Below are 13092 nucleotides of genomic sequence, written 5' to 3'. Positions count from 1 at the left end.
CTTTTGTAATAAATCTACAACAATTATTTGAATGAAATTTAATTAAATATTAAATAACAATTATTTATATTTATTATACTTAATAAAAATTCGTTATATTTCAACTATATCAACCGAAAAAATTGCGCCAAATAAAGACATGTTTTGTATCAATTTAGAGCACAAGCTTAATGAAATATTTCGTGTTAAAATCATCAACTTACTAAATTTTCTCCTTTTTACTACTTTTTTGAGTAGTCGTGGTACCTAAATGAACTCGCAAATTGCACTCATTCAAAATATTGATGCCTTACTTCCGCAAACCCAATGTGGGTTATGTGGTCATCGTGATGGGTGTTTACCGTATGCAAAATCGATTGCAGATGGTGAAGAAGCAAATAAATGTGTTCCTGGTGGTCAGCCTGTAGCTGATGCTTTGGCAGACCTTCTGGCACGACCAAAATTAAAAGCAGAAGAAAGTGTGTGGCCTATTCAAATTGATGGTCGTCCACAGCGTATGAAAGCCGTTATTCGTGAAGATGAATGTATTGGCTGTACCAAATGTATTAGTGCTTGCCCTGTAGACGCCATTATTGGTTCAGGAAAGCTTATGCACAGTATTTTAAGTGACCTCTGTACAGGTTGTGAATTATGTATCCCTCCATGCCCTGTAGATTGCATTGATTTAATTGAAGATGCTAAAGAAGTACCAACTGAAACTATTCGTACCACAGAGCAAAATGATTTAAGGCAGCGCTATTATTCACACATTCAACGTGAAGAAAAACGACGTATTCATCGTAAAGGTCCCGTGGTTCGTGCTGAAATTGACACAGAGCTTTTTGCACAGTTTTCTGCCCAAACAGCGAATGTACCTGCAATTAAATTAGCAGAAAATGAAAAACCTGCCATTGCTCAACAAGATGCTAAAACAACCATTGAACTTGCAAAGCTTAGAACTCAAATTAAAAAATTAGAAAAACAACTCAGCGTTCGAGAAGATGCAAATAAACGAATACTCTTAGATAATTTAAACAAGCAACTTTCAGTGTTAGGAGCTTAAAACATGACCGTAAAAAACATGACCAAAAAACAAATTCATACGTTTTTTGAACGGTTACGTGAACAGCGCCCCAACCCAAAAACCGAGCTCAATTATTCAAGCCCTTTTGAACTTTTAGTTGCTGTTACTTTATCTGCACAAGCGACAGATGTAAGTGTTAACAAAGCAACAGATAAACTTTTCCCTATAGCAAACACACCCGAAGCAATTTATGCCCTCGGTGTAGATGGACTTAAGGAATATATTAAAACCATTGGTTTATATAACTCTAAAGCAGAGAACGTCATTAAAGCCTGTAAAATGCTCATAGAGAAGCATAACAGCGTAGTTCCGAATAACCGTGCAGACTTAGAAGCATTGCCCGGTGTTGGACGTAAAACAGCAAATGTGGTGCTAAATACTGCATTTGGTCAACCAACTATGGCTGTAGATACACATATTTTCCGTTTAGGAAATAGAACGGGGTTAGCTGTAGGAAAAAATGTTCTTGAAGTTGAACATCGGTTGATAAAAGTAATTCCAAAAGAATTTATTATCGACTCACATCACTGGCTTATTTTGCATGGTCGTTATTGTTGTATTGCACGTAAACCCAAATGCAATGAATGTATCGTATCGGATGTCTGTAATTGGCCAGATCGCTTTGAATTTGGTGCAACACGACCTATTAAAATTAAAAATATAGATACTTAAAAGCATCTATATTTTTATCTCATCTTATTTTTTCTGTTGTTCTTTTAATTTTGGATGAAGCTCATATTCTTTTCGCTTATTACGATTTTCTAACGCCTCTTCTTTCTGCGTTTGTCGCAACATTTTAAAGCTCACATACAGCAAGCCCAGAAGTACGATTAAACACACAATCGCCAAGATGATTAAACCAACTTTAAGCAAAATTTAGCCCTCAATATTCAATTTAATAAAAAAGAGCCCCAATATGACTTAGGACTCTTTTCTTGTCAAAACAATTAAAGATTTTAAAATCTAAATTATTTTGATTGATCTAAGATTGCGAACAAATCAGTTTGCACTTCTTCAATTGGACGTAAACCGTTCAATTTATCATAAGTTGGTGCATTTTCACCTGATGCAGCACGACCTTGATAGAAACCAACAAGTTGTTCAGTTTCTGTATGGTACGAACCTAAACGACGACGAATTGTATCTTCTTGGTCATCTGGACGTTGAATAAGCTCTTCGCCAGTTTCATCATCTTTACCTTCCACTTTTGGTGGATTGTAAACGATGTGATAAACACGGCCCGATGCAGCATGTTGACGACGACCAGAAAGACGTTGAACAATTTCTTCATCTGGAACATCAATTTCAATCACGTGATCGATATTAATACCTTCTTGTTCCAACGCCTCAGCTTGAGGAATCGTACGAGGGAAACCATCAAAAATACAGCCGTTCACGCAATCTGGTTGAGCAATACGCTCTTTCACAAGACCAATGATAAGTTCGTCAGAAACAAGACCGCCATTGTCCATTACGCTTTTAGCTTTAAGACCTAATTCAGTACCTTCACGAATTGCAGCTCGGAGCATATCACCGGTTGAAATTTGTGGGACATTGTAGCGCTTACAGATCAACTGAGCTTGAGTACCCTTACCTGCTCCAGGTGGTCCTAGTAAAATAATGCGCATAAATAAACATCCTCATTTAACAATGTACATGACGCTTTAGGTATGGCGAACACCAAGATTCGTCATTAGATCAGCATCGAATTATAAAAAAGCCACAAACAAATGTATTAAACCAGCAATAAATCCGGTTACACCACCCAATAAAATCAAAATCCATTCGTCTTCCTGAAAAGCAGGACGTAACAGGTTCTGAAACTCTTTCGGGGTCAACTCACGAATACGGTCTCGAAACATTTGAAAGATTTTCTGTGCACGGCTCGCATTGAACGCTGGGTCGCTTACAGGCACCATCGTAATTTCAATTGAGCGATCGATCAAGTCCGTCTTAAGTTTTGCGTATTCTTTTGGCCCTAAAGAAAGTTGTAAAGACGTACGAACTAGAGGCGTATCCATTATTTCATTGATATGTCGTTTTACAATGCGACGGGTTTTATCTTTTTTTCCGCCATACATCATTTCAGACATAATCGATTTTAATGTAATTAAATCCTCTGTCACTACGCTTGCAAACACATCTGAAACTTCTTCTTGACGCTTCATAAATGCCCCTTGGATATTATAGGTTCCTATACGTGGAACAATAGGTTTAACCCAAGGAAATTTATGATTTTTGGTTCTTTCAAAAAACTGAGGATAACGCACATAATGCGGTTCCAATGGATTAAACACCATCCAAATTGCAATCCAGTTTGTTAAAAAACCCCAAACAGATGCCCAAAATGGCACTGTCCAATGCCATGGTATCACAAACCATACAACCATTTGAAAAATACCAAACACAATTCCAATTAAAGCACTGATATGCCAAATGAAATTAATCTCTTTCTGTCCTACTTTTAAGAACATACGAACCATGAGATTACGGTCATTTTCCATTTGGCTAACAACCATTTCACGCATATCTACAAGCAATTCTACATTCAAAGTTAAATCGACTACCAAGTCCTCTAAAACGCCTGGTAATTGTTTATTTGCTTGAGCATAAATACGGCGTTTAATGGCATAAGGCATGTTTTCCCAAAGTATCGGATTTCGATCCATCATGACTTCATCAATCAAGTATTCCAGTTCATGTCCAACTTGTTGACCAATAATATGCGCCATATCTTTAGGATCCATTGCATCCAAAAACTCTTGCAATGAACCTAATTTAGACAAAGTATTGTCTGTAATAATTCCTGAAATACGCCCTGCTTTACGTGGCACAATCCCTTGCCAACCAACAGGAATAGAACCTATATGGAACCCCCAAAACTGAATAGGGAAAAACACCATTTTAAGTGCCATCCATACATGTGCCCAAGTTACAAATGCTGTGACAGGAATAATACTCAACACCGCCCAAAAATCTGGACGTTGCAAAAATGTTTGCCACAACTGATGAATGTACTCAAGCATGCATAAATTCCATATATCTTTCCATTTATAAGATTTTAAAAACCCAATAATTTTCTATTGTGTCTATTCAGTTATAACAACAATATTAGAAAATTGTATTTCCGAGCTAAAATCTTTAACCACATCCTTATGCTAACCGATTAATATAAACTTTCTCGTTATTTATTTCTTTAAAGCCGAATCAACTCAATTACTTAACATTTTTTGCTCAGCTTTCTCAGTCTTTCCACTTTAAAAATTTTATATAAGTATAAATATCATAACTGTTTTTTTGTGATTCAGTTAAACCACAATTGCTCATAAATAGAGCATCCACTTTCTTTTCTTTGCTATTTATGCAAAAACAACAGTATTTATATATTACCCTTGAATACTTAACAATAAATTAACTAGAAACAAAGTGTCTTAAACTACACTTCTAATATTCAAAAATTTCTTTTTTATTTATCAAAAACAGATAACTACAATACTTCTACTTTAATATTGCATAGTACAAATATCTCAAAAATCTTTTTCATAGCAAATGTATCAGAATTACCTGCAATTCAATAGACACCCTTTCCCAATTTCTATGTCTTTCAAGTCAACTCTTTTTCTTGAGATTATTTATATTTAAATAGCCATGCTTCTAGCGCAATTCAACTTGAGTTGCGCTAGAATAAGTATCAAATCTTTTATCCCACAGACCTAAGTACACTGCGTATGAAACAGAACTTTCCATTAAAAAATGTTCAACAAGAAAAGCGCATATTTCGCAATCGTGTTCTAGTTTCTGTAGGTATTGTCAGCTTTTTCCTTTTGTTACTTGTTGCGCGCTACGCGTATTTACAAATATCAAGCTTTGATGAGTTCTCAACAGCATCAGATAAAAACCGTATACGCCTGCAACCCTTAGCTCCTGCGCGTGGTTATATCTATGATCGTAATGGTGTACTTTTAGCAGACAACTACCCAGTATTTTCTGCAACATTAAGCCGAGCCGATATAAAAGATATTGATGAAACTATCGAACGTTTAACACCTATTTTAGAACTCACACAAGAAGATATAGATCGTTTTAAAAGCCGCATTAAAGTTTCACGTAAAACAGAACGTGTAGTCATTAAACTTAATTTAAATGAAACTGATATTGCTCGTTTTAGTGAAGTTAAATTCCTGTTTCCTGGTGTAAATATTGAAACACAAATGACCCGTTACTATCCGCATGGTGAACTTTTTGCCCATGTCATTGGTTATGTTGGTCGTATTAACGATAAAGAATTAAAAGACATCGATAAAGATGCTTATGCGGGAACAAACTTAATCGGGAAAATTGGCGTAGAAAAATCTTATGAAGATTTGCTTCACGGTGTTCCCGGTAATGAATCTATTGAAGCAGATGCCCATGGTAATGTACTCCGCCATTTAGGACGTAAAGACCCTATTCGCGGCAACGATTTATATTTATCACTTGATTATGGTTTACAAACCATTGCAACAGAACAGTTGGCAGGTCGTCGTGGTGCTATTGTGGCGCTTGATCCTAAAACAGGTGAAGTTTTAGCACTCGTTTCTAGCCCAAGTTTCAATCCGAATTTATTCGTTACAGGTATCAGCTCTAAAGACTATTCCGAACTTCGCGATAATTTAGATCAACCCCTCTACAATCGAGCTGTACAAGGTGCTTATCCTCCAGGTTCAACCATTAAACCTATGTTTGGTTTAGGTGGTATTCACTATGGACTTATCGATTGGCAAACAGCGATTCAAGACCACGGTTACTTCAATCTTCCAGGCGATAGCCACCGCTTCCGTGACCATAAAAAAACAGGTCATGGTGTTGTAGATCTACATAAAGCTCAAGTTGTTTCATGCGATACATTCTTCTATGTTCTATCATATCGAATGGGCATTGAAAAAATGAATACATGGATGCGTCAATTTGGCTTTGGTGAAAAAACAGGGATTGACCTACCAAGTGAAACTTCAGGCTTATACCCGAGTCCTGAATGGAAGCTTCGCACACGAAAAGCAAAATGGTTACGTGGTGAAACGATTTCTGTCAGTATTGGACAAGGTGCTTTTACAGCAAGCCCATTACAACTAGCAATGGCAACTGCAATTACCTCTAATCAAGGAGCACATATTACCCCTCATGTTTTACGTGAAAGTAAAGGTGCTAAACCTTATACCGTTCGCAATGCAACAGATGGAATTATCCCATTCAATGGCAAACCTGAAGACTGGGTTAAAATGCGTGAAGCAATGGTCGATGTTGTTAATTCAGGTACTGGTCGAGGCATTCGCACACCTTTTTATGATATTGCAGGTAAAACAGGTACTGCCCAAGTTAAAAGTATTGCTCAAGGTAAAAAGTATAACGAAGCTTTACTGACAGAGCGTCAACTTGACCATGGTTTGTTTGTAGGTTTCGCACCTGCTGAAAACCCACAAATTGCAGTTGCTGTAGTGTGGGAAAATGGTCGTCATGGCGGTTCTGCGGCGCAACTTGCCAAACCATTATTCGATTATTGGATTCTTACACGTAAAAAGAATCCAATTAAGCCAGCTGAAGGACAAATGAGCGGTGGTTTAATGACAGCAGGGATTAAACCAAGTGAATTACCAAGTGGTAATAACAGTACAACAGCAAGCACAACCAATACATCTGTAACAAATACGCCTGCTTCCTCTCCTAATAATCATCCAATCAATTCACAGGCTGCTTCGCAAGCAGTAAGTGAAGAGTAATTTAAAGATATGAAAAACCAATTACGTATTATTGGTGGTGAATGGAAACGTCGCCAACTCCCTTTTGCAAGCATTGATGGTTTACGCCCCACTCCTGATCGTGTTCGTGAAACACTTTTTAATTGGCTCATGTGGGATATTCAAAACTCGAATGTTCTAGATATTTGTGCAGGCTCAGGTGCGCTTTCTTTTGAAGCTTTGTCCCGTGGTGCTAGCCAAATTGTAATGATTGAACCAAATACTCAACAGGCTAAATTTTTAAAAGACAATCTAGAGCTTTTAAAAGTAACCAATCAACATGCAAAACTTAAAATTGCAACAGCACAGCACACACTACCATCTCTCAAAGAACAGTTTGATGTTGTTTTTCTAGATCCTCCTTATAGTTTAAATTTATGGGAAGAGCTCGCAATATTGGCAGACCCCTTAATTAAAAAAGATGCTTTTATTTATATTGAAGCCGATCGTGATTTATCACAATTAAAACTCCCAACAAGCTGGATTCAAATCAAAAATACCAAAGCTGGTACTGTTCGAGCAGGCTTATATCAAAAAAATACAGATTAAAAAAAAGGATGCCTAGGCATCCTTTTTTATCCTCTCTACATTAGCGAAATGGTCTTTGTCTATAAGATCCATCTTGTTTAGATTGAGAAGAGTTCCACTTCGTTCTATTGTGTGTCGGCTTATTTCTTTGTTCATTTGATTTATCTACTCTATGTGCTTGAGAGCCATATATAGTAGGTCTGTTCTCTTGAAAATGAGGTTTGTTCTGATTAGGCTTTTGATGTTGAGGACGATCATTCGGTCTGTAATTAGGACGATGTGTATTTCCATTATTCCAATATGGACGATCAGGTGAACTATGAGTTCCTGAATAATGTGGGCGATCATCGTATGGCGCCATTACACAGCCTGTTAATGAAAATCCAATTACAGATAACAACATTATTTTTTTAATCATGTGAAATGCACCTCAATGCTTATATTCAAATTATGAAATGCACACATGAATAGATCAGGGACTAGTTGTTTTATTTGTGTAGGAATTCATTCATATTTTGCTCATATTATGCAGAGCATATATTGAATAAACATAAGCAAAACCTAAATAAAACCTAACAATTTAAACAAGATAACCTAAAATCAGAATCAACATTTTTATATTATTAATATGACATTACTTCTCTTTTTTATTGGTTCTGTAATTGCTGGTTTTGTACAAGGCTTAACAGGTTTTGCCTTTGGTTTAGTTGCTATGTCCTTTTGGGTTTGGGTTTTAGCACCTCAACTTGCAGCACCATTAGTCGTTTTTGCATCGTTATGGAGCCATATTATTTCCTTAACAAGCGAAAAGAAAACGTATAAATTCCAAAAAACGTTAGTTTTACCTTATATTTTAGCGGGTTTAATTGGCGTACCTATTGGCACATGGCTACTAGATTTAGTAAAGCCTGAACTATTTAAATTAATACTAGGCTCCTTTTTAATGATTTGGAGTCCATTGATGTTGTTTAACCCTAAAATTACCATTATTCAAAATGCAGGAAAACTTGCCGATAGTTGTATTGGCTTTATTGGTGGTGTGTTAGGTGGATTAGGAGGTTTTAGTGGTGCATTACCCTCAGCATGGGTCATGCTTAAAAACCTAAATAAAGATAAACAACGCTACATTATGCGCCACTTTAATTTTGCCATTCAGATTTTTGCAATGGCCACATATTTAATTAAAGGAAACCTGCATCATGAACATTTACCTTATCTTGCCATTTTAGTTTTTAGCGTCAGTATTCCTGCCATTTTAGGTGCTCAATTATTCTATAAAATTTCAGAAAGTCATTTTAAAAAGATTGTACTTAGCCTGTTATTTACTTCAGGCATTTTTATGTGTTTAAGCCTTTTTTTATAATTACTTTTAAAATCTTTTAGACCAAAAAAAACGAACCACTCGCCCTCTATCATACGGAAAGTTAGATACATATTCATAGCCAACTTTATGAGCTGGATCTAGCTTAAACTCCATCCCATAACCAAAAGAAATAGCAAAATCATCAATACCAATATGACTTGCTTGTCCTGCCATAAACTTATTGTGAGCACCATCGAATCGGTATGCCGTATTATTATAAATTCGCATGCTATCACCTTCATAAAAATTATTTTTTATGAAGCTATAATCTCTTTGTTCTTCCTCATACTTATCTACACTTTCTTTTTGTTCCTTTTCTTCCATTTCAAATATTGTTTCTTTTTTATCTTCTACATTTATATTTTCATCAGATGCTTTTAAATCCAAAGCAAGCAAGCCAACAAAAAATAAAATGAGATATTTTTTCATATCATCCTCATTGAAAGACCTAAGTACATTTGAATACCTTCATTTAAGCAGTTTATCTGTTTTACACCAAAAAAATCATGCAAAAATCAAAATTTCCTAAACTCTATTTTTAAAAAAAATAGCTATAAACTGCCTAAAACCTGCCAAATTTTATATTTTTTAATCACAAAACAATGAATTGATTGAAAAAAAGGCAATTGATTGGAAATACACTTGCCAAGTTTTATTTCGTCCTCTATTATTGCGCTCATGCCCGAGTGGTGAAATCGGTAGACACAGGGGATTTAAAATCCCCCGCCCACAAAGCGTGCCAGTTCGAGTCTGGCCTCGGGCACCATTATTCTACTTCGAAGATGGTGCAATAAAACTTCCAGCTATATGCTGGTTTTTTTATGTCTGAATTTTAGTAAAATATAATAATACCCAATAAAAAAGAGAGTGTATTACCACTCTCTATTTGCAACCAATTCTTCCATTTCTATCTCCATATATCCCTCATCTTGCACCACCATCATCATTGATTCAGCAATATAATCTGCAGCGGTATCATCCAAAGATGAGTCCAAATCCTCAAACTGTGGCTTCATTTTATTGATTTCCACAATTGTTTCATGGGCAAAATGATAAATATCATGTTCAGATAAGTTTGGTTTCGCTACTTTTTTAGCAAATCGTTCAATGTGTTGCTTTACCTCAGCAACTAAAATATCTGGGTAATACACATCATCAAACATAGGGAGAAGTAAATCGTTAAACATATCTAAGCTCAATTTTGTAGCATTATTTAAAAACCGAGCTTATATAACACATACTGATACATTAACCAAACCTTATATCGATATAGTGCTTATTATCCATATATATTTTTATTCTTTATTATTCCTATTACTTTTACACAAAATACACCTCTCACCCCTTACAAAAGTCTAGACGGTACTCAATACCGCCTAGTACTAGCTAAAAGTTAAATGCTTGATTGCATTTTCAACCATACATTTAATGCATCACTTGTTGCTTTTACATCATGAACACGCACCATTGATGCCCCTTGCTGCACAGACATTAAATGTGCTGCGACAGAGCCCACCACTCTATTTTGAGCATCCGCACCACCTATGGCTTCACCAATAAAGCGCTTACGAGATAATGCCGATAAAATTGGGTACCCCATTTCACATAACAAATAAAACTCATTTAATAATTTCAGGTTTTGTTGTGCATTTTTAGCAAAACCAAACCCTGGATCAATCATAATATTTTCTTTTCGTACACCAGCATTTAAAGCATCATCAACACGTTGTGTTAACTCCGTAATCACATCTTCCGTGACGTTATCGTACTGATCCAAATTATTCATTGTTGTAGGTTCACCACGCATATGCATAATAATCACTGGTATATCCAATGCTGCCGCTGTTTCTAACGCATTCGGGCGTGTAAGTGCACGTACATCATTCCAAATATGCGCACCAGCCTGAATAGCTGCTTTAATCACTTCTGGTTCTGATGTATCAATAGAAATCACAACATTATGTTTAGCGAGTTCTGCAACAACTGGAATAACTCTCGCGATCTCTTCATCTACAGCAACCGCCGATGCTCCTGGTCGTGTAGATTCCCCACCCACATCGATTACTGTCGCACCATCACTTATCATTTTTAATGCATGTGCGATTGCTGCATCTTTACCATTATGCCGACCACCATCGCTAAAGGAGTCAGGTGTCACATTTAAAATCCCCATAACATGAGGCTGAGATAAATCCAAAGTCAACTGACCACATTTTAAGATTTTATTAGGTAAAGGCATCAATTTCATTATTTAACATCCTATTTCAATCTAAGATTATTCTAGCAATTCAGCTTAAAGAATACTGAAATCTTCCATCTTCAGAACAAAAAAAAGAGCCTCATTCGAGACTCTCTTTTATTTTAACAAACAACTTAAGCTTTTGGTAAAGGCTCTATTGATGGTAATGGTGGTGGAGTTGTAGGACCATCCGTTGGAGTTACATCAATCACAGGATTGTCTGCAACATAAACTTTTGGTGGCTGTGGCTCACGACCTTCCATAATGTCACGAATCTGGTCACGATCAATCGTTTCCCATTCCATAAGCGCTTTAACCATTGCATGTGCGATATCTTTGTTATTTTCTAAGATATCACGAGCAACTTTGTACTGTTCATCCAAAATACGACGAACTTCACGATCAACTTCAAGTTGAGTTGTTTCAGAAATTGTACGACTACCAATACTACCCATAAATGATTGCTGAGAATCATCTTCGTATACCATTACGCCCATTTTGTCAGACATACCGTACTTCGTAACCATTGCACGTGCCATTTTTGTTGCACGCTCAAAGTCATTTGAAGCACCAGTCGACATTTGGTTAATGAATACTTCTTCAGCAATACGACCACCAAACAAAATTGAAAGTTCATTCAACATTTTGTCTTTATAATGGCTCGTTTGGTCATGTTCAGGTAACTGCCAAGTTACACCTAAAGCCCAACCACGCGGCATAATTGTTACCTTATGCACAGGGTCAGTACCTGGTAAAATTTCAGCAACAATCGCATGACCTGCTTCATGATAAGCCGTAGCACGACGTTCTTCTTCTCGAATCACCATCGATTTACGTTCAGGCCCCATGTACAACTTGTCTTTAGCATCTTCAAAGTCATGCATATCGACAGTATTCTTGTTACGACGTGCAGCAAATAATGCAGCTTCGTTTACAAGATTTGCCAACTGTGCACCAGAGAAACCTGGTGTACCACGTGCTAGAACTTGAACATCCACACCTGCAGTTGAAGGCAACTTTTTCAAGTGAACATTCAAGATTTGCTCACGACCTTTAATGTCAGGCAAACTTACCATCACTTGACGGTCAAAACGACCCGGACGAAGCAATGCTTTATCAAGTACGTCTGCACGGTTCGTAGCAGCAATAACGATAATACCTTCATTACCTTCAAAGCCATCCATCTCTACAAGCATTTGGTTTAATGTTTGCTCACGCTCATCATTACCACCACCTGTACCCGAACCACGATGACGACCCACTGCATCAATCTCATCAATAAAGATGATACATGGTGCATGGCGTTTTGCTTGTTCGAACATGTCACGCACACGAGATGCGCCAACACCCACAAACATTTCAACAAAGTCAGAACCTGAAATACTAAAGAATGGTACCTTTGCTTCTCCAGCAATAGCTTTTGCAAGCAAAGTTTTACCTGTACCAGGAGGACCAACCATCAACACGCCTTTAGGAATAGTTGCACCTAAACGCTTGAATTTTGATGGGTCTTTTAAGAAATCTACAATTTCAACAACTTCTTGCTTCGCTTCATCACAACCCGCAACATCTGTAAATGTTACTTTGATTTGGTCTTCTGAAAGCATTTTAGCTTTAGACTTACCAAAACTCATTGGGCCATTTTTACCGCCTGCACCGCCACCCATGTTGCGCATAAAGAACATGAATAACAAAATGATTAAAAGTACAGGAAAACTCGCAATAAGAAGCTGCATCAACAAACCTTGACGCTGAGGAGCAGTACCCTCAACAACAACTTTGTTTTTGATCAAGTTCGGCATAAGTTCAGGATCTTGAACAGCCGGACGAATACTCTCAAATGATGAACCGTTTACTTTTTCACCACTAATTCTTTCGCCATCAATGGTAACTTGTTTAATTTGACCAGCATTTACCGCAGCCACGAACTCTGAATAGTTCAACGACGTTGGTTTTTCATTGCCATTAATGTTGCTGAAAATAAGAATCAGCACACCAAGTATAATCAACCACAATACGGCATTCTTGAAAAGATCGCTCAAAGCTTTATTCCCATATCAATCTAATTTGATCATGCCCAATTGGGTGACCTTTCATTTCAAAACGCTGAAAACCAGCTACATAA

General features: G+C 36.9%; 13 protein-coding genes and 1 tRNA gene. 6 read left to right on the top strand and 8 right to left on the bottom strand.

Translation table 11 applies throughout. From position 1 onward, the window contains the following. The first annotated feature begins 250 nt into the window (after positions 1–250). Together AC5YDH_RS05970 and nth are read left to right on the top strand one after the other, a co-directional pair. A complete protein-coding gene (locus AC5YDH_RS05970) occupies positions 251–1042 on the top strand; it encodes an RnfABCDGE type electron transport complex subunit B (RefSeq protein WP_496117601.1) in 792 nt (263 codons plus the stop codon). A 3-nt stretch (positions 1043–1045) separates the two neighbouring features. Then, complete coding sequence (gene nth, locus AC5YDH_RS05965) at positions 1046–1735, top strand: endonuclease III (RefSeq protein WP_496117600.1); 690 nt, start codon at positions 1046–1048, stop codon at positions 1733–1735. Positions 1736–1759: 24 nt separating this feature from the next. Here nth and AC5YDH_RS05960 read toward each other — a convergent pair whose 3' ends face one another. The 3 genes from AC5YDH_RS05960 to AC5YDH_RS05950 all read right to left on the bottom strand — a co-directional run bounded on the left by AC5YDH_RS05960 (position 1760) and on the right by AC5YDH_RS05950 (position 4089). Next, positions 1760–1936, bottom strand: coding sequence for a hypothetical protein (locus AC5YDH_RS05960; RefSeq protein WP_496117599.1), 177 nt, complete (start codon positions 1934–1936; stop codon positions 1760–1762). A 95-nt stretch (positions 1937–2031) separates the two neighbouring features. Continuing rightward, entirely contained in the window at positions 2032–2691 is a 660-nt protein-coding gene (gene adk, locus AC5YDH_RS05955) for an adenylate kinase (protein ID WP_496117597.1), read from the bottom strand. An 81-nt stretch (positions 2692–2772) separates the two neighbouring features. Next, entirely contained in the window at positions 2773–4089 is a 1317-nt protein-coding gene (locus tag AC5YDH_RS05950; protein ID WP_496117595.1) for a hypothetical protein, read from the bottom strand. Positions 4090–4791: 702 nt separating this feature from the next. On the opposite strand from AC5YDH_RS05950, the gene mrdA reads away from it, so the two are divergent. After that, positions 4792–6819, top strand: a complete 2028-nt coding sequence (gene mrdA / locus AC5YDH_RS05945) for a penicillin-binding protein 2 (RefSeq protein WP_496117593.1) — start codon at positions 4792–4794, stop codon at positions 6817–6819. A 9-nt stretch (positions 6820–6828) separates the two neighbouring features. Then, positions 6829–7386: a 16S rRNA (guanine(966)-N(2))-methyltransferase RsmD gene (gene rsmD / locus AC5YDH_RS05940; protein ID WP_496117591.1), complete on the top strand. Its 558-nt coding sequence runs from the start codon at positions 6829–6831 to the stop codon at positions 7384–7386. A gap of 40 nt (positions 7387–7426) precedes the next feature. Here the strand turns inward: rsmD and AC5YDH_RS05935 are convergent, their stop codons facing one another. Continuing rightward, a complete protein-coding gene (locus tag AC5YDH_RS05935; protein ID WP_496117589.1) occupies positions 7427–7783 on the bottom strand; it encodes a hypothetical protein in 357 nt (118 codons plus the stop codon). 210 nt (positions 7784–7993) lie between these two features. On the opposite strand from AC5YDH_RS05935, the gene AC5YDH_RS05930 reads away from it, so the two are divergent. Beyond that, on the top strand, positions 7994–8728 hold the full coding sequence (locus tag AC5YDH_RS05930) for a sulfite exporter TauE/SafE family protein (RefSeq protein ID WP_496117587.1): 735 nt from the start codon (positions 7994–7996) through the stop codon (positions 8726–8728). A 6-nt stretch (positions 8729–8734) separates the two neighbouring features. Here the strand turns inward: AC5YDH_RS05930 and AC5YDH_RS05925 are convergent, their stop codons facing one another. Further along, the gene (locus AC5YDH_RS05925; protein ID WP_496117585.1) at positions 8735–9157 is read right to left on the bottom strand and encodes a hypothetical protein; all 423 of its coding nucleotides are present in this window, start codon (positions 9155–9157) and stop codon (positions 8735–8737) included. Between the two features lie 251 nt (positions 9158–9408). Here AC5YDH_RS05925 and AC5YDH_RS05920 point away from each other — a divergent pair. After that, positions 9409–9494: transfer RNA gene (locus tag AC5YDH_RS05920), tRNA-Leu, on the top strand. A 106-nt stretch (positions 9495–9600) separates the two neighbouring features. Here AC5YDH_RS05920 and AC5YDH_RS05915 read toward each other — a convergent pair. The 3 genes from AC5YDH_RS05915 to ftsH form a co-directional block, all read right to left on the bottom strand. Beyond that, a complete protein-coding gene (locus AC5YDH_RS05915; protein WP_496117583.1) occupies positions 9601–9915 on the bottom strand; it encodes a DUF5713 family protein in 315 nt (104 codons plus the stop codon). Positions 9916–10121: 206 nt separating this feature from the next. Then, positions 10122–10976, bottom strand: coding sequence for a dihydropteroate synthase (gene folP / locus AC5YDH_RS05910; protein ID WP_496117581.1), 855 nt, complete (start codon positions 10974–10976; stop codon positions 10122–10124). A gap of 125 nt (positions 10977–11101) precedes the next feature. Continuing rightward, positions 11102–13009, bottom strand: a complete 1908-nt coding sequence (ftsH, locus tag AC5YDH_RS05905; protein WP_496117579.1) for an ATP-dependent zinc metalloprotease FtsH — start codon at positions 13007–13009, stop codon at positions 11102–11104. Between the last annotated feature and the right edge of the window lie 83 nt (positions 13010–13092).

The organism is Acinetobacter sp. FY683, from assembly GCF_059515885.1.
This window is presented reverse-complemented; position numbering and strand designations above follow the sequence as displayed.